The sequence below is a fragment of the Streptomyces sp. NBC_01428 genome (genome assembly GCF_036231965.1).
Classification (GTDB): domain Bacteria; phylum Actinomycetota; class Actinomycetes; order Streptomycetales; family Streptomycetaceae; genus Streptomyces.
Genome location: NZ_CP109499.1, coordinates 5026311 through 5047757 on the forward strand (window position 1 = coordinate 5026311; position 21447 = coordinate 5047757).

20 protein-coding genes are annotated in these 21447 nt (G+C 69.8%); 7 read left to right on the forward strand and 13 right to left on the reverse strand.

Annotated features, from left to right (window positions below; all coding sequences use genetic code 11):
* Positions 1-550: 550 nt before the first annotated feature.
* Entirely contained in the window at positions 551-1660 is a 1110-nt protein-coding gene (locus OG406_RS21865) for a C40 family peptidase (protein WP_266614779.1), read from the reverse strand.
* Between the two features lie 207 nt (positions 1661-1867).
* Positions 1868-2716, reverse strand: a complete 849-nt coding sequence (locus OG406_RS21870) for a class I SAM-dependent methyltransferase (RefSeq protein WP_388700889.1) — start codon at positions 2714-2716, stop codon at positions 1868-1870.
* 351 nt (positions 2717-3067) lie between these two features.
* Between OG406_RS21870 and mshA the strand changes: the two genes are divergently transcribed.
* The 3 genes from mshA (at position 3068) to OG406_RS21885 (ending at position 6908) form a co-directional block, all read left to right on the forward strand.
* On the forward strand, positions 3068-4405 hold the full coding sequence (gene mshA / locus OG406_RS21875) for a D-inositol-3-phosphate glycosyltransferase (RefSeq protein ID WP_164374216.1): 1338 nt from the start codon (positions 3068-3070) through the stop codon (positions 4403-4405).
* Between the two features lie 131 nt (positions 4406-4536).
* A complete protein-coding gene (locus OG406_RS21880) occupies positions 4537-5028 on the forward strand; it encodes a YbjN domain-containing protein (protein ID WP_164374217.1) in 492 nt (163 codons plus the stop codon).
* Between the two features lie 185 nt (positions 5029-5213).
* Positions 5214-6908 (forward strand): glycosyl hydrolase family 28-related protein, encoded by a 1695-nt coding sequence (locus OG406_RS21885; protein ID WP_329187311.1) that lies wholly within the window; start codon positions 5214-5216, stop codon positions 6906-6908.
* A gap of 38 nt (positions 6909-6946) precedes the next feature.
* Here the strand turns inward: OG406_RS21885 and OG406_RS21890 are convergent, their stop codons facing one another.
* The gene (locus OG406_RS21890) at positions 6947-7738 is read right to left on the reverse strand and encodes a helix-turn-helix transcriptional regulator (protein WP_329187313.1); all 792 of its coding nucleotides are present in this window, start codon (positions 7736-7738) and stop codon (positions 6947-6949) included.
* Positions 7739-7922: 184 nt separating this feature from the next.
* Here OG406_RS21890 and OG406_RS21895 point away from each other — a divergent pair, with 184 nt between their 5' ends.
* Positions 7923-8366 (forward strand): DUF2000 domain-containing protein, encoded by a 444-nt coding sequence (locus tag OG406_RS21895; protein WP_329190915.1) that lies wholly within the window; start codon positions 7923-7925, stop codon positions 8364-8366.
* 122 nt (positions 8367-8488) lie between these two features.
* Here the strand turns inward: OG406_RS21895 and OG406_RS21900 are convergent, their stop codons facing one another.
* The gene (locus tag OG406_RS21900; RefSeq protein ID WP_329187314.1) at positions 8489-9931 is read right to left on the reverse strand and encodes an MDR family MFS transporter; all 1443 of its coding nucleotides are present in this window, start codon (positions 9929-9931) and stop codon (positions 8489-8491) included.
* Positions 9932-10129: 198 nt separating this feature from the next.
* Between OG406_RS21900 and OG406_RS21905 the strand changes: the two genes are divergently transcribed.
* Positions 10130-10891 carry a phosphoglyceromutase gene (locus tag OG406_RS21905; RefSeq protein WP_081218054.1) on the forward strand — a complete coding sequence of 254 codons (762 nt, stop codon included), beginning with the start codon at positions 10130-10132 and terminating at the stop codon, positions 10889-10891.
* A gap of 165 nt (positions 10892-11056) precedes the next feature.
* Here OG406_RS21905 and OG406_RS21910 read toward each other — a convergent pair whose 3' ends face one another.
* Positions 11057-12592: an ATP-binding protein gene (locus OG406_RS21910; protein WP_329187316.1), complete on the reverse strand. Its 1536-nt coding sequence runs from the start codon at positions 12590-12592 to the stop codon at positions 11057-11059.
* 130 nt (positions 12593-12722) lie between these two features.
* Positions 12723-13217, reverse strand: coding sequence for a hypothetical protein (locus tag OG406_RS21915; RefSeq protein ID WP_329187317.1), 495 nt, complete (start codon positions 13215-13217; stop codon positions 12723-12725).
* A gap of 238 nt (positions 13218-13455) precedes the next feature.
* Here OG406_RS21915 and OG406_RS21920 point away from each other — a divergent pair, with 238 nt between their 5' ends.
* Complete coding sequence (locus OG406_RS21920) at positions 13456-13593, forward strand: hypothetical protein (RefSeq protein WP_329187318.1); 138 nt, start codon at positions 13456-13458, stop codon at positions 13591-13593.
* A gap of 61 nt (positions 13594-13654) precedes the next feature.
* Here OG406_RS21920 and cpt read toward each other — a convergent pair whose 3' ends face one another.
* From cpt to OG406_RS21940, 4 genes are all read right to left on the reverse strand, one after another.
* Positions 13655-14191 carry a chloramphenicol phosphotransferase CPT gene (gene cpt / locus OG406_RS21925; protein WP_329187320.1) on the reverse strand — a complete coding sequence of 179 codons (537 nt, stop codon included), beginning with the start codon at positions 14189-14191 and terminating at the stop codon, positions 13655-13657.
* A 104-nt stretch (positions 14192-14295) separates the two neighbouring features.
* Positions 14296-16257, reverse strand: a complete 1962-nt coding sequence (locus tag OG406_RS21930; protein ID WP_329187321.1) for a YncE family protein — start codon at positions 16255-16257, stop codon at positions 14296-14298.
* A 223-nt stretch (positions 16258-16480) separates the two neighbouring features.
* Positions 16481-16729, reverse strand: a complete 249-nt coding sequence (locus OG406_RS21935) for a hypothetical protein (RefSeq protein ID WP_329187322.1) — start codon at positions 16727-16729, stop codon at positions 16481-16483.
* 396 nt (positions 16730-17125) lie between these two features.
* Positions 17126-18544, reverse strand: coding sequence for an FG-GAP-like repeat-containing protein (locus OG406_RS21940; protein WP_329187324.1), 1419 nt, complete (start codon positions 18542-18544; stop codon positions 17126-17128).
* 243 nt (positions 18545-18787) lie between these two features.
* On the opposite strand from OG406_RS21940, the gene OG406_RS21945 reads away from it, so the two are divergent.
* Entirely contained in the window at positions 18788-19183 is a 396-nt protein-coding gene (locus tag OG406_RS21945) for a hypothetical protein (RefSeq protein WP_164374227.1), read from the forward strand.
* A gap of 31 nt (positions 19184-19214) precedes the next feature.
* Here OG406_RS21945 and OG406_RS21950 read toward each other — a convergent pair whose 3' ends face one another.
* The 3 genes from OG406_RS21950 to OG406_RS21960 all read right to left on the reverse strand — a co-directional run bounded on the left by OG406_RS21950 (position 19215) and on the right by OG406_RS21960 (position 21415).
* Positions 19215-20135, reverse strand: a complete 921-nt coding sequence (locus OG406_RS21950; RefSeq protein WP_329187328.1) for a hypothetical protein — start codon at positions 20133-20135, stop codon at positions 19215-19217.
* Between the two features lie 271 nt (positions 20136-20406).
* A complete protein-coding gene (locus tag OG406_RS21955) occupies positions 20407-20544 on the reverse strand; it encodes a DUF397 domain-containing protein (protein ID WP_329187330.1) in 138 nt (45 codons plus the stop codon).
* Positions 20501-21415 (reverse strand): helix-turn-helix domain-containing protein, encoded by a 915-nt coding sequence (locus OG406_RS21960; RefSeq protein ID WP_329190917.1) that lies wholly within the window; start codon positions 21413-21415, stop codon positions 20501-20503. Before OG406_RS21960 ends, OG406_RS21955 begins: the two co-directional genes overlap by 44 nt.
* Positions 21416-21447 lie beyond the last annotated feature (32 nt).

A 21447-nucleotide genomic window follows, 5' to 3' on the forward strand; every position in this document is an offset into this window, starting at 1 on the left:
ACCCACCGACGGGGACCATAGCGCCCGTCGGTGCCGCAACGGAATGGCGTACGGCACGGCGCAGGGCAAAGGGCCACCGTCATATGCCGCATCCCGTACCGCATTTGGACAGGACGCTCTCCCGCCAGGAATGACGAAGGTCACGTCCTCGGGGACAGGGATCGGGCGCAACGGTGCGGTGGGTCACGTGCGGTGGGTCACTGGCGATGGGCGCGCTGACGGGCGGGCGTGACGGGCCGTGTGCACGGCGACCGCGCGTCGGCCGACACCAGGTGCGCACCTCGCGTACGGACCCCGCGTACGGACCTCGGGTGCGGCAGCTCACGTGCCCTGCGTCACGCACACTGCGCCCAGCCGCCCAGCCGCCCAGCCGCCCAGCCGCCCAGCCGCCCAGCCGCCCAGCCGCCCAGCCGCCCAGCCGCCCAGCCGCCCAGCCGCCGAAGCCCCGAGGCCGCGTCGTGCAAGGCGCGTCCAGCCGCGTCGCCCACGCCGTTCCCCGCCGCGTCAGGCGAGGACCGCCCCGCCGGGCGCCCGAGGCCGCGGCGCCGCCCTACGCGTCCGGTCGTACGACGCCCAGGATCTGCATCGAACCGGCCCCCGTGATCGTCACGTTCCGGCCGGGCCGGGGGGCGTGCACGATGGCGCCGTCGCCGATGTACATCCCGACGTGGCTGGCGTCGTCGAAGTAGATGACGAGGTCGCCGGGGCGCATGTCCTGGACCGCGACGTGCTTGAGCTGCTTCCACTGCTCCTGCGAGGTGCGCGGGATGGGGTGGCCGGCGCTGGCCCAGGCCTGCGAGGTGAGGCCCGAGCAGTCGAACGAGCCCGGCCCCTCGGCGCCCCACACATACGGCTTGCCGATCTGGTCCGTCGCGTACTTCACGGCCTTCCTGCCCTCCGCGGACGCCTTGCTCTTGATGTCCGCGAGGACGCCGGAGCCGAGCCAGACCGACTGCGCCTGGTACGCGGCCTGTTCCTCCAGCTTCGCCAGCCGCTCCTTCTCCTTCTTCTCCAGCTGGGACTCCAGCTGCTCGGCGGCGGCGATCCGCTTGGTGATCTTCTTCTTGGCCTCGGCCCTGGCCTCGCGGTTGGCCTCCAGCTTCTTCCACTGCGCCGAGGCGTCCTTCTCGTACTGCTTCAGGTCCTGCTGGGTGCGCGCCATCTCGTCCAGCAGGCCCTTGGTCGCGTGCTCGCCCGCCCGCACGCGGCCCGCGCCGTCGAGGAAGCCCTGCGGGTTGTCGCTCAGCCACAGCCGGGCCTCGGGCGGCAGGCTGCCGCCGCGGTACTGCGCGCGGGCCGCGGCGCCCGCGCGGTCCTTCAACTCGTCCAGCTTCGCCTGGCCCTTGACGATCTCCCGGGCCAGGTCGACGATCTCGGCCGACTGCTTCTCGGTCTTCTCCTCCGCCGCGTTGTACGCGTCGGTGGCGACGGCGGCGTCGTGGTAGAGCTCGTCGAGCTTCAGGCGGACCGCCTCGAGTTCCTTGGTGCTCACCGGCTTCGGTGTCGCCGTCGGAGTCGGTGGGGCGGCCGGGGTGCCGGTGGTCGTCGGTTTCGGTGCCGGGCTCGCGTACGCCACTCCTGGTGTCGCCAGGACCGCGCAGGCACACGCGCAGGCCAGGAACAGTGTCGCCGTGGTCAGGCTCCGCTTGCCGGATCCCATTGCTCCGCCCCCTACCTGATTTACCGTCAGTAACTTCCGGACGCCTCGGGGATCGTGCCATGTCGGCGCGCAATGCGACAGAGCCGGGCAAGAACTCCCTTCCCACCAGCCCCGCCCGGCATGACGGTCTCGTCCCCCGGCCTGTGTGACGTGCGACTCATCGAGATCGTTCCCGCCCGCTCGCGGACGGAGTGGTTCCGCCGTGCGTCAGAACCGCGGCGCCAACGCCTCCCAGCGGACCGTCACTTCGCCCTGGCGCCGGCGCGCGATCCCGTCCGCGAGCGGCCAGTCGGCCGACAGGTCGCGGACCGCGCGTATCCAGCGCTGCCGGGCGCCGTACGACGCGTACGGTGCGGCGGCCGCCCAGGCGCGGTCGAAGTCGCGCAGGAAGGCGTGCACGGGCTCGCCCGGGACATTGCGGTGGATGAGGGCCTTGGGCAGCCGCTCGGCCAGGTCGGACGGACGGTCGAGCGAGCCGAGCCGGGTGGCGAACGTGACCGTGCGCGGGCCCTCCGGGCCGAGGGCGACCCAGACGTGCCGGCGGCCGATCTCGTCACAGGTGCCCTCGACGAGCAGTCCGCCCCGCGAACCCTCTGCGGCCGGCGCGAGCCGCGCGCACAGCCGCCGCCAGACCTCGGCGACCTGCTCCTCGTCGTACTGGCGGAGCACGTTCGCCGCGCGGATCAGGGACGGACGGCCCGGCACCGGGACCTCGAAGCCGCCGTGCCGGAAGGTGAGGCCCTCGCGCTCGTACGGCAGGGCGGCGGCGACGCGGGCCGGCTCGATCTCGACGCCGAACACCCGGGTGCGGGGGGCGGCGGTGCGCAGTCGGGTCAGCAGCTCGACCGCGGTCCACGGAGCCGCTCCGTAGCCCAGGTCGACCGCGACGGGGTCCGGGGACCTGCGGAGCTCGGCGCCGTGCGTCGCGGCGATCCAGCGGTCCATGCGCCGCAGTCGGTTGGGGTTCGTCGTCCCGCGCGTCACCGTGCCCACGACAGGGGTCGCCGCGCTCGAACGAAGCCGAGCGAGGTGAGGGGACGTTGCGCGGGTTGCCATGCGTACGAGAGTAGGCGGCTCCGACGAGGGCCGTTCCGGCCTGTGGACAACCTCCGGCGGCCCCCCACAGCCCTGTGGACAACCGCACACGCCCGTGTGCTCGCGCCCTGCGGAGTACCGCGCACGCCCGTGTGCTCGCGCCCTGCGGAGTACCGCGCACGCCCGTGTGCCCGCGCCCTGCGGAGTACCGCGCGGGCAGCGGGGCAGACGCACTCTCGGATCGAACGGTTGAGCGACCGGCGGTAATGATTCGGCAAAGCGGAAATGGAGCGGAGGCCTCCGGCGTTCCCCCTGCTGGAGGGCGCCCTGTGTCCTCCGACCGGCATGCCCGCAGCGAGGAGGAAACGCCACGTGAGCCAGTACGTCAGCAGGCTCGGGCGTCGCTCGGCGGCGACGCCCTCGCGGCTCAGGCTGCACCGCAGGCCCCGACGCGTAGCGATGCTCTCCGTGCACACCTCGCCGCTGCACCAGCCCGGCACGGGCGACGCGGGCGGCATGAACGTCTACATCGTGGAGCTGGCCCAGCGGCTGGCCGCGATCAACATCGAGGTCGAGATCTTCACGCGCGCCACCACGGCCGCGCTCCCGCCCTGTGTCGAGCTGGCCCCCGGCGTCCTCGTCCGGCACGTCGACGCGGGCCCCTACGAAGGCCTCGCCAAGGAAGATCTCCCCGCCCAGTTGTGCGCCTTCACGCACGGCGTCATGCAGGCGTGGGCCGGTCACCGCCCCGGCTACTACGACCTCGTGCACTCCCACTACTGGCTCTCCGGCCACGTCGGCTGGCTGGCCGCCGAACGCTGGGGCGCCCCCCTCGTCCACGCCATGCACACCATGGCCAAGGTCAAGAACGCCTCGCTCGCCGAGGGCGACACCCCCGAGCCCGCCGCCCGCGTCATCGGCGAGACCCAGATCGTGCGCGCCGCCGACCGCCTCATCGCGAACACCGCGGAGGAGGCCGACGAACTCGTGCGCCACTACGAGGCCGCGGCCGGCAACGTCGCCGTCGTGCACCCCGGCGTCAACCTCGACCGCTTCCGCCCCGCCGACGGCCGCGCCGCCGCCCGGGCCCGCCTCGGCCTGCCGCAGGACGCCCTGATCCCCCTGTTCGCCGGCCGCATACAGCCCCTGAAGGCCCCCGACGTGCTGCTGCGCGCGGTCGCCGTACTGCTCGACGAGCGGCCCGAACTGCGGCGCAGGATCGTCGTCCCGGTGGTCGGCGGACCGAGCGGCAGCGGCCTCGCCAAGCCCGAGGGGCTCCAGAAGCTCGCCGCGCGGCTGGGCATCGCCGACGTCGTGCGGTTCCGGCCGCCCGTCGACCAGGACCAGCTCGCCGACTGGTTCCGGGCCGCCTCCGTCCTGGTGATGCCCTCCTACAGCGAGTCCTTCGGGCTCGTCGCCATCGAGGCGCAGGCGGCCGGCACGCCGGTGCTCGCCGCCGAGGTCGGCGGTCTGCCGGTGGCCGTCCGCCACGGGGAGACGGGCTTCCTGGTCCCCGGCCACCATCCCGCCGACTACGCGCGCGTACTGGGCGACTTCGCGGACGACGCGACGCTCCCGGACCGGATGGGCGCCGCGGCGGCCCGGCACGCGGAGCGCTTCGGCTGGGACACCGCGGCCGCCGCGACGGCGGACGTCTACGCGGCGGCGACGCAGGAACACCGGCGCCGGGTGCGGGCGCACCACGCCTGAGGCGGTCCGCGCACGTCCCGCCGGTGAACGAGTGCGGTCGCGCGCCCGGAGATGATGGGCCGCGCGGCGGAGGTGGGCCGCGCCCGGAGGTGGTGGGGGCCGCGTCCGGAGCGGTCACGTAGGCTCGCTGCATGGCTGACGCAGCGTCGATCATCGAGCAGGTCCTCACCGAGGCCGAGCTGGAGTGGGAGAGTCCCGCGGCGGGCTCGTACGTGGTGAAACTGCCCGGTACCCGCAAGCTGTCCACGACGGTCTCGCTGATCGTCGGCAAGCACTCGCTGTCGCTGAACGCCTTCGTGGTCCGCCACCCCGACGAGAACCACGCGGCGGTGCACCGCTGGCTCCTGGAGCGCAACCTCAAGCTCTACGGGGTCTCCTACGCGGTCGACTCCCTCGGGGACGTCTATCTGGTCGGCAAGCTGCCGCTGGCCGCCGTCACCCCCGAAGAGGTGGACCGGCTGCTCGGCTCGGTCCTCGAAGCGGCCGACGGCTCCTTCAACACCCTCCTGGAGCTCGGTTTCGCCTCCGCGATCCGCAAGGAGTACGACTGGCGGGTGTCCCGCGGCGAGTCGACCCGCAACCTGGACGCGTTCACCCACCTGACCGAGCGTCCCGCCAACTGACGCTCCCCGCCTCGCCATTGACCCGTGCGCGACCTCTTCCGGTGCGCGGGGTCCTCGTGGCATGCTCGCCGCCGACGCAGATCTGAACGTCGTTCACATCCATGAAAACCATGTCGGGTCGGACGAGCACCATGGAAGGGCGGACGGGCATGAACGACAGGCACCGGAACAGCGGGCGCGCGGGGATGACCAGACGGACCCTGCTCGGCAGCGCCACGGCCGTGGCGGCCGTCGCCGTGACCGGCGCGGCGGCGGGCCCGGCGGCGGCCGGGCAGGCGGCGACGACGGCCGGGAGCCCGCCGAGCACCCCGGCGCGGCACGGCGAAGTACCGGCGATCTGGCGCGAGTTCACCCGCTCCCCGTTCACCCACCCGCAGATCCCCTACGTCGGCAGGGCCGGCCTCGGCGGCGGAGCGGCACGCCTGCCCCGGCACCGTGTCGTGACCGACGTCCGCCACCACGGGGCCTTCGCCGCCGACGGGACGACCGACTGCGCCCCCGCGATCAACCGTGCCATCGCCGCCGCCGGAAGGGCCGGCGGTGGCACGGTCACCATCCCGCCCGGGACCTACCGCATCGACGACCTGATCCGCATCGGTCACTCGAACGTGGTCCTCCGGGGCGCCGGCAGCGGCCGGACGACGCTGTACGCGACGAAGAACCTCACGGAGCTGATCGGCGCCTACGGATCCCGCTACGGAGGCGACAAGTCCTCCTGGTCCTGGGCCGGCGGCCTCATCTGGCTGGCACCCACCGCCCGCCTGGACTCCCTCGTCGACGCCATCAGGGCGAAGGCGTGGCCCTTCGAGGGCTGGACCGGCAACACGCGCGACGCCTGGCAGACCCTCACCACCGTCGAGCCCGCCCGCCAGGGCTCCTGGACGGTGACCGTCGCGGACGCCTCCGGGCTGCGCCCGGGCGCCCTCGTCCTGCTCCGCCTCGCCGACGACGCGGACCACACCCTCCTGGAGCACATGTCCGGCGGCGGCCCCGGCCCGGAGGCGTACTACTGGGACGACAAGACGAAACTGACGTCGTACGTCCCCTACGAGTGGCCCGTCCGCGTGGCCCGCGTCAGGGGCCGCAGGGTGACGCTCGAACGGCCCCTGCCGCTCGACGTCCGCACCGAGTGGGACCCCCGGCTGACCACCCACGTCGAGGAACTGACCGGCTCCGGCGTGGAGGGCCTGACCCTGGAGGCCGTCGAGACACCGCAGTCCCCGCACCTCCTCGACAAGGGGTACAACGGCGTCGTCCTCCAGTGCGCCTACGACTGCTGGGTCGACGACGTCACCGTGCGCCACGTCGACAACGGCTTCGGCCTCGTCGCCGCCTCCGCCTGCACCCTGCGCCGTACCCGGGTCGCGGGCCGCGGCTCCCACCACCCGTACTTCTGCCGCGAGGGCTCGCACGACAACCTGATCGAGGACTTCACCATCGAGGAGCGCACCGTCCCGGCACCCGCCGGGACCCAGCTGCACGGCATCAATGTCGAGGGCCTGTCCTCCTACAATGTCTGGTCGCGCGGTGACATGCGGATGGGCACCTTCGACTCGCACCGCGGGCTGCCGTTCGCCAACGTCCGCACCGACATCACCGTGGACAACGACGGCCGGCACGGTGGCGACGCCTCCGCCGGACCGCTCTTCGGCGCCCGCTTCACCCACTGGAACATCCGGGTCGCCAACGGCCGCGCCGGCCTGATGAAGATCGACGGACTCGCCCCCTACAGCGCCACCGTCGGCGTCAACGAGGTCACCGAGTTCGACCAGATCGACGTCCCCGACTTCACCGGCGACCTGCACGCCCGCCTGGAGCTGTACGGGACGACCGACGCCGTACGCCCGCGCAACCTGTACGAGGCCCAACGCGGCCTCTAGAGAGGGAAGTCGGCCCCTCGGGTGGTCTGCGGCGGGTTTCACGACCGCGCGTACCGTCCCGGGGTCACCCCCACCAACCGCCGGAAATGACGGGTGAGATGGGACTGGTCGTAGAAACCGGTCGCCGCGGCCACCTCGCCCGGCGGGCGCCCGTCGAGCAGCAGCCGGCGGGCGCGGTCCACCCGGCGGGACATCAGGTACTGGTGCGGGGCGATGCCGAACGCGCCGCTGAACGCCCGTACGAGATGGGCGGGATGGGCGTGCACGAGCCGCGCCGCCTCGTCCAGGGCGACCCCCTCGACGAGGCGCGCGTCGAGGAGTTCGCGCAGCCGGTACGCGAGCGGCCGGTCGGGGCGCGCGAGGCCGGCCGCCGCCGCCGGACGCAGTCGGCCGTGCAGCCGCTCCGCGATCAGCGTCAGCCTGCTGTCGGCCTCCAGCTCGTCCCCGGGATGCGCGAGGGCGGTGTGCAGCTGACCGACGCGGTGGCGCAGCGCCGGGTCCACCAGGTCGGGTCCGTCCACGGCGGGCCCGATGAGGTCGTCGCCCAGGCGTGAGCTGTCGAGATAGAGGACCCGCTTGCGGAAACCGTCCGCGGTGGCCGGCGCGCCGTTGTGCGGGATGTGCGGGGGGAGCAGCGACACCGTGTCGTGCGGGGTGCCGTGCTCGTGCCGGTCCAGGTCGTACCGGACGGCGCCGTCGTCGACGATCAGCAGGGTCCAGGCCTCGTGCACGTGCATCGGGTACGCGTACTCGGTGTAGTGGGCGTGGAAGACCTCGACGACACCCGGGACACCCGGGCGCCACGCGGAGATCTCCCGTTGCGGGGCCATGCAAAGAACGTACAAGACCGCGGCGGACCCCGGTCGGCAGTCTCAGTGCATGAGCAGCGTGAGCAGCACGAACACCGCGAACGGCGACACCGAGATCACCGACACCGCGAACACCGAGAACACCGCGAACACCGAGAACACCGAGAACACCGCGAACACCGAGAACACCGGGAACAGCGGCACCGTGGACACCGCGAGCGTCTCCGGCGACGCACCCGTCCGTTTCGACACCAAGATCGTCGTCGTCCTGCGCGACGACCTGGAGCCCTGGCAGCGGCTCAACGTGACCGCCTTCCTCGTCAGCGGCCTGGGCACGGCCGTCCCCGAGGTGGTCGGCGAGCCCTACGAGGACGCGGACGCGGTCGCCTACCTGCCGATGTTCCGCCAGCCCGTCATGGTCTTCGAGGCGTCCAAGGAGACGCTGACCGCCGCCCACGGCCGCGCGCTCTCGCGGGCCCTGCCCAGGGCGATCTTCACGTCCGACCTGTTCGCCACGGGCAACGACCGGGACAACCGCGCGGCCGTCCGGGCGGTGCCGACCGGCGCCCTGGACCTGGTGGGCCTCGCGGTGCACGGGCCGCGGAACGCTGTGGACAAGGTGGTGAAGGGGGCACGGATGCATCCGTGAGGAGGCCGGGGCGGTCCCGGCCCGAGGATGCGGCGAGCCGCGAGCCGGTGTCGGCGCCCCGATGTCCGCGAAGGTCGCCCGCGCGGACCGGGGTCCGGGGTCCGCGACCCGCTGTCCGGCTCTCAGGCCGGGGCGGACTCCGTACGGGAAGCCGACGCCGACGCCGGAACCTGAGCGGGAGCGGGGACGGGGACGGGCGCGGCCTCCAGGGCGGGGCCGCAGCCCACGGCGGCGGGACCGACCTCGACGGTCACGTCGTCCGCGAGGGAGGCCGGCCGGGCCCCCGGCACGGACGCACGTGCGGAGTCCCGTACGGCCGGTGCCACGGAGTCCCGCGGGGAGTCCCGTACGGGCGCCAGGACGGAGTCCTCCGTGGGGAGCCGGCGCATGAGCAGCGCGTAGCCGAGGCCGGCCACCGTGCCGACCACCGCGCACAGGCCCCAGAGGTAGGCGGCGCCGAAACGGTCGATGACGAGGCCGGACATCACCGGGGCGACGAGCGAGGCGAGCGCCCAGGACAGGGTGTACATGCCCTGGTAGCGGCCGCGGCCGTGGACGGGGGAGAGGCGGACGACGAGCCCGGTCTGCGTCGGGGCGTTGACGATCTCGGCGAGGGTCCACACACAGACGGTCAGGGTGAAGACGCCCACGGACCCGGCGAAGGCGGTGAGCCCGAACCCGTACCCGGCGAGGATCGACGAGACGACGAGCAGCCGCCGGGGGTCCCGGTGCTCGATGAAACGGGTCACCGGGATCTGGAGCACGACGATCATCACGCCGTTGACCGCCATCGCCGTGCCGTAGTCCGCCGGGGTGAAACCGGCCTCGCCCATCGCGATCGGCAGTCCGACCGAGCCCTGCTGGAACACGAGCGCGACGAGGAACGACAGGCCGACGACGCTCATGAACCGTCCGTCGCGCAGCACCGTCCCGAGCCCGACGGCGGGCGCCGTCTCCTTGGCGACCTGCACCGGCTTCGACTCCGGGAGCTTCGCGAAGACGACGAACGCGCAGACCAGGGTCATGCCGGCCTCGATGAGGAAGCCCGCGAGGTAGCTGAACTCGGCGATGAAGCCGGCGCCGATCGAGGAGACGGCGAAGCCGAGGTTGACGGCCCAGTAGTTCAGGGAGAAGGCGCGGACACGGTCCTCGGGCCGGACGATGTCCGCCATCATCGCCTGCACGGCGGGCCGGGAGGCGTTGCTGGCCATGCCCACCAGGAAGGCGACCCCGGCGATGGCCACCGGGTCCTGCATGAAGCCGAGCAGCGCGACCGAGCCGGCCGTCGACACCTGGGCGACGAGCAGCGTGGGGCGGCGCCCGAACCGGTCGGTCATGACGCCGGCGACGAGCGAGGAGACGACCCCGCCGAGGCCGTGCAGGGACGCGACGAGACCGGCGTACGAGGCGGAGTAGCCCCGGTCGAGGGTCAGGTACAGGGCCATGAACGTGGCGACGAAGGCGCCGAGCCGGTTGATGAGGGTGCTGGTCCACAGCCACCAGAACTCGCGGGGGAGCCCGGACACGGTCTCCCGGACGGCACGTCTGACGACGGCGACAGGCATGGAAAATCCCCCACGGACGTAAGCGGCTCTGGCGGTGAGCACAACTTACGAGGGCCCGGCCCCGGAGAGCCACTCGATTAACAGATGCCGTCAACTGACGGGCGGCGGGGAGGGCGCGGGACGGCGAAGCGGGGGCGCGGGTGTCCGACTGGCGACCGAGCGCGCGAGCGGTCGGGGGGTTCGATTACGCTCGGAGGCATGGCCGACGCACCGTACAAGCTGATCCTCCTCCGCCACGGCGAGAGCGAATGGAACGCGAAGAACCTGTTCACCGGTTGGGTGGACGTCAACCTCAACGAGAAGGGCGAGAAGGAGGCAGTACGCGGCGGTGAGCTGCTCAAGGACGCCGGCCTGCTGCCCGACGTGGTCCACACCTCGCTCCAGAAGCGCGCGATCCGCACCGCGCAGCTGGCGCTGGAGTCCGCGGACCGCCTCTGGATCCCGGTCCACCGCAGCTGGCGCCTGAACGAGCGTCACTACGGCGCCCTGCAGGGCAAGGACAAGGCGCAGACGCTCGCCGAGTTCGGCGAGGAGCAGTTCATGCTCTGGCGCCGCTCGTACGACACCCCGCCGCCGCCGCTCGACCGCGACGCCGAGTACTCGCAGTTCGACGACCCGCGCTACGCCACGCTCCCGCCCGAGCTGCGCCCGCAGACGGAGTGCCTGAAGGACGTCGTCGTCCGCATGCTGCCGTACTGGTTCGACGGCATCGTCCCCGACCTGCTGACCGGCCGCACGGTCCTGGTCGCGGCCCACGGCAACAGCCTCCGCGCCCTGGTCAAGCACCTCGACGGCATCTCCGACGCCGACATCGCGGGCCTGAACATCCCGACGGGCATCCCGCTCTCCTACGAGCTGGACGCGGACTTCAAGCCCCTCAAGCCGGGCGGCACCTACCTCGACCCGGACGCGGCAGCGGCAGCGATCGAGGCGGTCAAGAACCAGGGCAAGAAGAAGTAACGCGACGTCAGTAAGCCCCCTGCCTGCGGGTTCTCCGCGGGCAGGGGGCCTTTTTGGTGGGTGTTGGGGTCGACAGCTCTTGGGCCGTGGAACCTAGATGCGGTCGTTTCTCGCTCGACGCTGTCTGGCGCGCTACCCAGCCTCATCCCAATCCATCCACTGACGTCAGGCTGTGTTCACACCTGTATGCCGGCCGAGTGCTTCCAGATCGAGTACAGGAGATCGTCGCAACTCGTCTCGGAATAGAGTGCTCTTCAATTTCTTCAAGGTATTAGCCTTCCCGCTCAACCTGAAAGTCCATTTTCCGTCCTCGAGGTCAAGCACGCGCAACCCCCGCTTCAGGCGTACGTCCGAGTATTGACTCAGGTCGAGAATGTACGCTTCGTACTTGACTCCCTGGCGGTGCTGGTCCGAGAGGGTAGCTTGAATTAGGTGCGCAAACCGGAGATCAACTAGCCGTGCAAGTGTCTCGTAGGCCGGGACGGACTTTTGAGAGACATCGACGCGGAAGTAGGTGTATCCCGCTCCCCGAACATGCGACGAAATGTACTCGAGGGCAGAGGTCAATGAATCGGCGTTATCTGCGGAGACGTCCTGTTCTAGATCTCTCAACTTTCCTCGCGCAGCCTTACCTGCAGCATCTGCGACGTCTTCCTGTCCGACTTCCCGAGCGTTTGTGCGAGATCTAGCTGCCACGATCGAAGAGGCGAAAAGGTTCAGGTAATCCCTGGGTACACCACCTGAACCGAGAATCAGTCTGCCAAGTGCTGCCTCACGAGTGATGGATGACGGCTTAGAAATTCCTACGGTTTCGGTGTAATTCGTAAGTACGGACTCCAGGAATTTCTGCGTGGCCTCGGGGTCTTCTAGGGTCACGTCCAGGTCAATCTTGGATGCGTCGTGTGGAATTTCAATACCGATATGCGAAGAAGGCTCGAAAGGTCGCGTCAAGCGTTCGATGCTCGCCACTTTTAGCCAGCCGTCGCAATCTCGAAGCATACTGGTCAAGTAGTCGAGTAGATGAGGTTGCGCGGAAATGGGGAAAAGATAGAAGTCGTCGAGATATAGGTAGAGGCGAACGATTCCCGTTCGCAGAACCGTACGCAATCCTCTATTCAAGTCGGCGATAGTTTCGCCGAGCCCCTCATCTCCGTCAGCAGCTCGGAGAGATGTGACTTTCTCGACGAGTTCCTTAAGGCGAGCGAAGGAATCAGCCTGAGAAGTGCCCGCGTGCTGAATCAAGGAGGTTAGTACGGTTTCCGCCACCATGAGGAAAGCGGAAGCCGGATTCATTAGGCGCAGCGTGTGCGCATTCATCCATGCCGTAACATGCCCTTCCCTCTCAGCGAGACGCTTAGCCTCAAGCAAGAGCGCAGTCTTCCCTACGCCGCGTCGACCGTAGACAAGGTGGTGACGTGAGGCACCGATAGCGGCCAGACTTGCCCTGGGATCTTCCATGTACTTGAGGCTGGGAAGTGCGTCAGATGTGCGCGACCTGGCTTCCAATAGCTGGATCAGCTGGTCAACTTTTGAAGAAGCGAGGGCGCTTTTTGGCGTCGAGCTCAGGGGTTTTTCGGTCTCGGTGCGATGCGGCCTAAAGGTGACAGCGAGAGACTCGTTCTCCATATCGTGGATGGAGTTTAGTTCCTGCTCGATAGTCCCAGCCAGACTCTGCGCTGCTGCTATCGTGTCTTCGTCCACCCAAACAAGAAACCATCGTTCGCCAGGGAATGACCTTTCCTCGACACGCACGATGTGGATGTCTGCATCGTCAAGCACCCGAGCGATACGGGATTCATAATCACTTGCCGACATCAGATATATCCGTTCGTCAGGGCGAAAGATTCACACATCTGGACAAAGTTGGCCGCCGTTGCTGAAAGAGCCCGAGCATCGGGTTCTCCCAATCAGATTCGTTGATTGGGTAGATGTCATAGTCGGCCTGATTGCGCAGCAAGCGAGCATCCATGAGTTCAGCCTCGCGTACGACCGGACTATCGATGCCCGGCGGGAGATTGCGCGGAAGAATGTTATGGCGCTCGTGATCGTCCCCTTTTGTTTCTGCAAAAGCGATGGCGCGTGCCGCTTGATACATTGCGTAATAGAAACGGCTGATGGCGGATCTGTATTGTGTCGCGAAAAGTAGCGCATCGCCGGCTCGGAGATGCCCACCTGAAAGGAGTAGTCGATCCGATACGATCTGCTGGAGCAGTTGAGCGGTGGGGAAAGGATATTTACTGCCACCTACTGGAAGTGCCGATATCGTCGCACTCTTGCTGGTGGAAATATGCAATAGCATTTGATCGGTGAGCGTGACTGTTGGCATGTAATCTGCGCTACCCCCCTGCGGAACCCTGGCCAGTGCCACAAGATTCGTCGGACCCGACGACCCCCCACAGTACCTACCAAGCGAGTGGCTCATCCGGTGTTTCCGGGATGGTTGGCAGGTGGGTGTGTCACAACTATCGCAATGCGTACAACGAGGGCGACTGGCCTTCGGCTTCCCTGGAGAGTCTCTGGGCTGGAAGCTCGGCGTCGACGGCGAGGGCATGGAGAGGTTCGGCATGATCGCCCTCGACGTGCCGCCCACCGCCGATCTCGCCAAGGTGCGACACCTCCTCGACCGCGGCATTGCCGAGGAGTGGTGGGACGTGGAGGAGGGGTGCGTCACCTCGGAGTGGTGTGCCGCTGGCGCCAGTTGATGCTGTCGACGGTGCCGCGCGCTTCACCGCACCTCGGTGCGGCCGACGGGCTCGGCGTTTGTCATCCGACCACTCGCCCCGCAATCACCCGCGCGCACTCGATCGACTCGGTGTGTGTGGTGTCGATCTCCAGGTCGTAGGTCACGCCCCGGTGGACCGCGGTTGCCTGGGATGCGGCCATGCCGATGGGTCGGTCGCCTCGGGCGAGTTCGCGGCCTGCTGCGACCGTGGCGTCGCAGTGGACGCCGATCCAGAGCACGGGCAGGTCGTGCAGGGCGTCGTGCCATCGACGTTGTGAGGCCGGGCCGCCGAGGAAGACCTCGTCGACGATGATCCTGGCCCCCGCGCGCGCCATCGCGGCGATCCCCTCGATCCACGCGGCTTCCAGCGTCCGGAACTCCGGCCCGACGATCACCTCGCCGTCCGGGGCGAACTCGATCCCCGTGTCCGAGGCCCGCATGGCCGCCGGCATCGCGTCGACGAGGGTGTCGGTCCCGAGCGCCAGCCACGGGTCCGGCAGGACCGCCTGCAGACACCGGGCGATCCCGGACTTGCCCGAGCTGGAACCACCGTTGAGAACGATCACCGCAGTCGTCACCCCGTCACCGTAGACACCGAACGGCCCCCCTCTCCACGGGTTTTCCCGGGAGAGAGGGGCCGGTGCTCAGTATCGGGCGTCGTTCTTCGACGCCTCCGCCGGGGCTAGTTGGAGAAGTACAGGTACTTCCACGAGCCGTACGTCGTCGAGTTGACGTTGTCGCCCGAGGAGTTGTTGATGTACGAGGAGCGCATGCGCACCTTGATGCCGGAGGTGCCGGGGGCCTCCAGGCGCACGCCGGACGTGCCGTTCGAGGCGAGCTTGAAGTACTGCGGGCTGCCGTCGGTGGTGTACCACGAACCGGCGTAGTAGACCTGCATGTCCATGCGCTGCTTGCGGCCCGGGTAGTACGTCATCGTCGTGGTGAGCACCGGGTCGGTGTTCTTGTGGAACCAGTAGTACGAGTGCGAGCCGATCTTGGCCGTCTTGTACTGCTTCGTCACCGCGGTGGAGTTCTTCACCTTGGCGTAGCCCGTGACCTTGACGGTCTTCGACTTGTAGCGGGCGTCGCCCTTGAAGATCGCGGTGACCTCGGTGTCGCGGGTCATGTCGATCTTCGCGGAGATGTTGCCGCCGGAGCTGACCGTCCCGGTCCTGACCAGCTTGTTGGGCTTGTCGCCGCCGTAGGGGTTGGCCCAGATCTCGACCGTGCGGTTCTTGTACGTCGTACCGAGGTGCGCCGTGAACGTCACGTCGGTGCCGTACGAGTACACCTTGCCGTTGTTGTTCAGGCTCAGCGAGGCCGAGGCGCGCGAGACGTCGACCTTGTCGCTCGCGGTGACGGCGGAGTGCCCGGCGTCGCCCGCGTACGCCACCTTGTAGGTGACCGTGCCGCCGGCGGGCGGGGTGTCGGAGAAGGAGTACGTGCCGTCCGACTTCACCGTGACGGTGGGCAGCGCCTTGCCGCTCGGGGAGTCCAGGTCGGTCCGGGTGACCTGGAGCTTCGCGCCGGACGGCAGCGGGACCGTCGCCGTGAGCTTGCCGGTGACCGTGAGCTTCTTGGCGCGGGTCGCGCTCGACGGGGCGTTGACCGTCAGGGTCGGGCTGTTCAGCGTCGGGCCGGTGAGCACCTTGAGGCCGTAGCCGCCGTCCGCGCTGACGAGCGCGAAGACCCGGGAGTCGTCCGGCGCCCAGGCGAGGTCGGCGGTCTGGGCCGTGCCCTGGTCGTACGTGTGCAGCGGCAGGGTCGCGTTGGGCTGGTACGTGAGGATCTTGGAGCCGTTGACCTGGGCGAGGAAGCCGTTGGAGGCGACGTCGGCGAACTGGCCGTTGGGGTAGGAGCCGGCGGCCTTGAACGCGCCGTCCGCGTAGGCGTCGCGGTCCTTGCCGTTGACCAGCACCTGCTTGCCGCCGGGCACCAGGTCGATGTCGCCGATGCCGCTGTTCAGCGAGTAGTCGCCGTTGTGCCAGGCGACCAGGGAGGGCTTGCCGCTGGAGACGTCGAGCACGGCCATCGAGGCAGTGGACAGCCCGGTCTCGCCGACGGCGAGGATGCCCGGCTGGGTCGGATCGGTGTCCAGCAGGGCCTGGCCCCAGATGCCGACGGAGGTGCCCTCGGTCGGTACCTGCTCCATGGTCACCGGGTCGGTGCCGCTCGCGGGGTCGACCGTCGGGTCGACGGAGCCGATGTTGCCGTCCCACTGGTCGCCGTAGGAGAACCACACCTTGCCGCCGCTGAACGCGACATGGCGCGGGCCGGTGGTGGTGGGGACGGTGTAGCGGGCCTTGAGGCCGAGCGTGCTCGCGTCGATGGCCCAGATCTCGTGGATCTCGGGCGCGGCCGCGTACACGGTGGCCCCGTCGTCCGAGACCGCGAGGTCGCTGACGCCCGTGACGCCCTTGATCGAGCCGAGGACCGCACCGGAGTAGTCGGCGGCCACGACGGTGCCGTTGGCGCTGTCGCCGACGAACACCCGCTTCACGACGCCGTCCACGGCCAGGCCGCCGGGCGTGGTGACCCGGGCGGCCGGAGCGGCCGAGGCGGTGGCCGCGGTACCGAGACTCAGAGCGGCCGAACCGAAGAGGACCGCGACAGCCGTCGCGATCGAGATGCTGCGCGTACGCACAGTGCTGTTACCCCCACGTGGAACCCGGTACGAGGCCGGGGAGACGAGTGCGCCGCGCAGCACCCGGACATGACCACGGGACTGCGGTGATGTGCGGGGCGCGGCTGCTGGGAGCAGCGTATGGCATGTCTGTGACAGTTGAGGAGGGGGTTTTCGGGAAGTGGGGAGATCGCGTGTATGCGCTTGCTTTCCCTACCCGGAGCGGGGCGGAGTCGACCGGCGGTCAGACCCTGTTGATCCGCCAGGTGATCATGCCGGTCGCGCTCGGCTTCCCCTGAACGTCCAGGCGCACTGAACTCTTGCCCGTGAACCGCTCGAAGGTCACCGAGCCGTCGCAGGGGACCGACTTGGTCGAACCTGCGTCATGCGGAGTGAACGCGATCTCGGCGGCACCGTCGCCGGCACACACCACGGTCAGTTTGTATGGGGTGCCATCCGCCAGGTCGGGCTGAGTGTGCACGCCGTCGGACACCCGCTCGGCACCTGACTCGACCATCGATCCGTCCGCCTTCGTGACGGCGTCGAGAGCCGCTTGGGCCTGCGCCGTCAGCTGCCTCTCGGAGTGTGAGTCGACGTTCCGCCGAGGGGCGGAGGCTGAGGGGTGGCCGGCGGGTACGGAACCGTGGGATGTGCAGCCTGTCAGGCAGAGGACCGTCAGCAGCGCGCGGCAGAGAGACCGGCGGGTCCCGCCCTTCACGGGAGGACGCGAACTGCGCTGAGCACGACGACAGTTCGGCGTACAGCCGGTGCCCATGGTCGATCCCCCTCGTGATGAAACGCCTGGCCGGCGATCGCAGTCCCGACACTGTGAGTGCGTGAACGACCCCGGCGGATGCCTGACCCGCCGGGGTCTGAGTGTGGCCTCGGGTCAGGGGCGGGTCGTTGCGCCCAGGGCCGAGCCGAACGCTGCCTTCAGGGTCGGGTGGTCCAGGTACTCCGGGTTGACCAGGATGGAGTTCGTGCCGGTCGGGCCCGTGGTGGAGCCCGGGAGGACGCTGACCGCGCCGGTGCCCAGGTACTTGCCCGGGACGCCCACCGTCAGGTCGGCCTTGCCGTCCGCGTCGTAGTCGCCCGCCGCCACCGCCCGGCCGAACAGGTCGTTGCCCTCGCTCGCGCCCGCCACCCCCGGTGTGTCCAGGGTGATCGTCTGCTGGTGCGCCGCGTCCAGACCCGAGCCGGTGCCCTTCACGACCGTCACCGCGCCTGCGTTGTTGAAGCCGTCCGGGTCGGGCGCGCCGGTGTCCGAGGTGACCAGGTCGGCGTGGCCGTCGCCGTCGAAGTCCGCGAGGCCGGTCACGCTGCCGGGCCGCGCCGACCCTCCGTAGGCCACGCCCGCGCCGAGGCCCGCCGTGGTGCCCGGGTACAGCCGGAGCAGGTAGTCGTCCGGGCCGTCCTCGAAGCTGGTGTCGATGACGATGTCGTCCTTGCCGTCGCCGGTGACGTCGCCCGCGACGATGCTGTACCCCTCGAACGGCAGCCCGGTCTTGCCCAGCGTCTTCGTGGTGAGCCCCGACGCCGAGCCGGCGAGGACGCCGAGCGTGCCCTCGTCCGCCGGGTCGTCGAAGGAGGCGACGGTGGCGAGGTCGGTGTACCCGTCGCCGTTCACGTCCGCCGCCGCGATCTGGCCGGTCGCGACGCCGCCGCCGGGCGGGGTGTACGCCTTCATGGCGGGCTTCGCCGTGTCGCGCAGCTTGGCCGCGCCCTTCACGACCTGCACCTTGGTCCCCGCGACGACCGCGATGTCGTCCCGGCCGTCGTGGTCGAAGTCGCCGACCGTGATCCTGTCGCCGAAGCCCTGACGGGCCGTCGGGGTCGGTGCGTTGAAGGCGATGGCCTTGTTGCCCAGTCCGCCCTTGGCGCCGAACACGACGGTGACCGAACCGGCGCCCTTCACCGTGCCGATCGCCTCGCCGCCCGCGCCGATGACGAGGTCCGCGTACCCGTCGCCGTCCACGTCGCCGACGGCCACCGCGGAGCCGAACCGGTCGCCCGCCTCGGGCGTGCCGGGGATGCCCGACGTCTGCTGGGTTATGCCCTTGTGCCGGGTGGTGCGTACGCCCTGCGCGGTGCCGTACATCACCGAGACATAGCCGGCCTTCGCGTACCCCGCGATCGTGCCGCTGGGCGAGCCGACGGCGAGGTCGCCGAAACCGTCGCCGTCGAGGTCACCGGCGCGGGCGGCGGCCGATCCACTGCTGGGTGCCGCGTGCGCGGGCATCATGCCCAAGGCCCCGCCCGTCACCGCCAGTGCCGTCGCACACGCCGCGAGGATCCGTCGCCGTCCCATGCCGTTCACCACTCCCGTGTCGTCCCGCTTCGTCCTGTGCCGTCTGCCTACGAGCCCGCCGGTACGCGTACGGTCCGTGCGCTGTACGCCGTACGGGCGTCACCACTCCAGACCCTCGGGACACATGAACGGTTGCCCATGTACGGGTAGAGAACGTGTGAACCCTGCTCGGTCCAGCGGCAGGCGAACGTCCGGCCCGAGCGGTGTTCAGTCGCCTCACCTGGGCGGATAGCATCCCCGTTCATGAAGCGTTCGATGATCGCGCTGCTCGGCGCGGCGGCCATGACCGTGGCCATAGGCGGGTACGCCGTCGGGGTCACGCGGCACGACACCGGCTCGGAGCGGTCGGCGAGCTGCGCACGGACCGGCCGGGACTTCGCCGACCGTGCCGCACAGCTCCGGAAGCAACTCCGGGAGACGGACGGCGACGAGACCGCTCTCACCGCCCGGGCCGCCTTCGCGACCACCCGGGTGAAGATCCTCAGCGCCGTGGTGGTGCAGAACCCCGCCTGCTTCGACGCCGGGACGCGTGCCACCGCCTCCTTCCTGCGGCAGCACCCCGCCGAGGACGAAAAGGAAGCGGCCACCTGTGATTTCGTCGGCGTCGCCGTCAAGGACTGCTACGTCTCCGAGGGCTGACGTCGGACCCGGGACCGGCGGCCCGTGCGACTCAACTCGCCGCGCTCAGACGGCCTCTCGCCCGGCAGTCCCGGCAGTGGCCCGCTGTCGGTGCACGGAAGACGCGTTCGCAGCCGTCGCAGGTCTGGAAGGGGTGAACCGACCGGTTCTCCAAGGGGAGTTCCGGCGCCCTGCGCGGAACCGGCAAGGGTGTCTCGCGCAGCCGGAACGCCAGGAGTCCCGACGGGCGGCCCAGGAAGTGGTCCGGGAGCCCCGTGGTCAGCAACTCCGTGACTCTGTACGGCTCCACGCCCGCCGCGAGCCACTCCGTCACCGCCGGAGCCAGGCGGCACGCCTCGGACTCCGAGAGGATCAGGCGCGGGTCGACCCTGCGCAGGGCGGCCAGTACGGCGACGGCCCCGGGGTCGGCGTCGGCGAGAGAGGCCCGGTCCCGCTGTACCGGCTCACCGGCCCCCTCCGGGTCCTCTGTGCCGTCCGGCCGCCCGGGCCGCTGCTTCGGCGTTGTCCGTACGGTCGCTCGCGCCGCCCCTGCCGTCGGCGTCCGCCGCCTCAAGGGACGCCGCGGGCGCGGTGGTTGGGGCGTGTCGTCCGGTTCCGGTTCGCCGCCGGGGACCGTGTAGAAGTACGTCCGGGTGCGGATCTGCCCGGTGGAGATCCGTTCGCGGCGACGCTCCAAGTACCCGGCGCTCTCCAGCTCCCTGAGGGCCCGTGAGATCAGGATCTCGCCCTCCGTGAAGTGCTCGCACAGTGCGGCGATGCTCACGGGGGAGCCGTCCGGCAGGGAGAGGATGTACGCCGCGACACCGATCGTGACCGCGCTGCCGCGACGCTGCGCGAGGGCGTTCGCGATCACGGTGAAGTCAGCGGTGAGGCGGGTGCGTACGTGGATCACGCCGGAGGTCGGAGCTCCGGCGTCGGCGCGCAGGCGCGCGTTAGACTGGGATTCAGCCATCGGGAAGTTCTGCTCTTCCTGATTGGTCAGGCCCTCGTTCGGGATTGCCGTCCCGGCCGGGGGCCGTATTCGTTTGCGGTTGTCGCGGCGAACGTAACGGTCCGTATCCCTCCGCCGCAAGCGCGTCACTCGGACGGGTGACATGCGCGGGAGGGTGGGTGGGCGGGTAGTTCTTTCTCCCGGTTCTTGGGGAGGTCAGCGGGCCGCCGGTCCCTCGCGGACAAGGATCCGGCGGAGCCGAAAGGCGGAGGGCGACCGGGGCCCGGTTCGCTCAGAGGTGGTGGTCACCGGCCTTCAACTCGCCTATGAACAGCGCCCATACGCCGGTATCGAAGGCGAGCGCGGGTCTGTGCGGCGCCTTGCTGTCACGCACGGGGACGATGCCGGGGACTCCGTCCTGCACCTCCACGCAGTCGCCGCCCGCCTGATTGCTGTAGCTGCTCCTGCGCCAGCCTGCGTCGTTCCGTTCGGGACGGGATATTCGCGCCACGGTAGGTGCCCTCCATCGCGGACCGGATCATGTCGAGCGACATGAGCGGAGGCAGAGCCGCCGCCCGCAGCCGATCGTAAATCACCGCGTAGCGGCTGACATGGGCCGTTTCTTCGGTGAGTTGGCCGTAGTCCGCTCCCTCCGTGTAGGCCGCCGATGTCCCGTCCGGAAGCGTCAGGATGGTGAGCGATCCGCCCATCGCTTCGTGCCCGCCCTGGTCGAACGGCAGGACCTGCACACCGAAGTGGGACGTGCCGGCGGCGTCGAGAAGTTGGGTCAACTGTTCACGCATCACCTGCGGTCCGCCGATCGGGCGCCGGAGCACGGCCTCGTCGAGAACGACCCAGAGGCTGGGCCGGTCCGGCGACCGCAGACGTTCCTGCCTGCCGAGCCGGGCGGCCACACGCTCCTCCAACTGCGCCTCACCGCTGAGGAGTACGTCGAGACTCAGGACCGCCCGTGCGTATGCCTCGGTCTGCAACAGGCCCGGGACCACGTGGGCCGCGTACTGGCTGATGGAGACCGCTCGCCCGGACAGCTCGATGAACTTCCTGGACCAGTCCGGAAACGCCTCCCGATACACGTAGGGCCACAGCTCGACGAGCAACTGGTCCGCGCCGAGCGCCTCGTCGAGGGCCCGCGTCAGCTGCAGCGTGGGCTTCGCGCCGGAGGCCCGCTCGATCTGGGTGATCCGGGTGCTCACCACGTGGGTCCTGCGGCCCAGTTCCGCCTGGGTCAGCCCCGCTTCCGTACGCAGGCGGCGCACCCGTGAGCCGAAGAGCGCCGCCATCGACGTACTGGGGTCGATTCCGTTGGCCAAGG

What these genes read in the sequence shown, in the direction of transcription:
- OG406_RS21865 (WP_266614779.1), bottom strand. Translation starts at nt 1,660, where the DNA reads ATGGGATCCGGCAAGCGGAGCCTGACCACGGCGACACTGTTCCTGGCC.
- OG406_RS21870 (WP_388700889.1), bottom strand. Translation starts at nt 2,716, where the DNA reads ATGGCAACCCGCGCAACGTCCCCTCACCTCGCTCGGCTTCGTTCGAGC.
- OG406_RS21880 (WP_164374217.1), top strand. Translation starts at nt 4,537, where the DNA reads ATGGCTGACGCAGCGTCGATCATCGAGCAGGTCCTCACCGAGGCCGAG.
- OG406_RS21885 (WP_329187311.1), top strand. Translation starts at nt 5,214, where the DNA reads ATGACCAGACGGACCCTGCTCGGCAGCGCCACGGCCGTGGCGGCCGTC.
- OG406_RS21890 (WP_329187313.1), bottom strand. Translation starts at nt 7,738, where the DNA reads ATGGCCCCGCAACGGGAGATCTCCGCGTGGCGCCCGGGTGTCCCGGGT.
- OG406_RS21900 (WP_329187314.1), bottom strand. Translation starts at nt 9,931, where the DNA reads ATGCCTGTCGCCGTCGTCAGACGTGCCGTCCGGGAGACCGTGTCCGGG.
- OG406_RS21905 (WP_081218054.1), top strand. Translation starts at nt 10,130, where the DNA reads ATGGCCGACGCACCGTACAAGCTGATCCTCCTCCGCCACGGCGAGAGC.
- OG406_RS21915 (WP_329187317.1), bottom strand. Translation starts at nt 13,217, where the DNA reads ATGCCAACAGTCACGCTCACCGATCAAATGCTATTGCATATTTCCACC.
- OG406_RS21920 (WP_329187318.1), top strand. Translation starts at nt 13,456, where the DNA reads ATGATCGCCCTCGACGTGCCGCCCACCGCCGATCTCGCCAAGGTGCGA.
- OG406_RS21940 (WP_329187324.1), bottom strand. Translation starts at nt 18,544, where the DNA reads ATGGGACGGCGACGGATCCTCGCGGCGTGTGCGACGGCACTGGCGGTG.
- OG406_RS21945 (WP_164374227.1), top strand. Translation starts at nt 18,788, where the DNA reads ATGAAGCGTTCGATGATCGCGCTGCTCGGCGCGGCGGCCATGACCGTG.
- OG406_RS21950 (WP_329187328.1), bottom strand. Translation starts at nt 20,135, where the DNA reads ATGGCTGAATCCCAGTCTAACGCGCGCCTGCGCGCCGACGCCGGAGCT.
- OG406_RS21960 (WP_329190917.1), bottom strand. Translation starts at nt 21,415, where the DNA reads ATGGCGGCGCTCTTCGGCTCACGGGTGCGCCGCCTGCGTACGGAAGCG.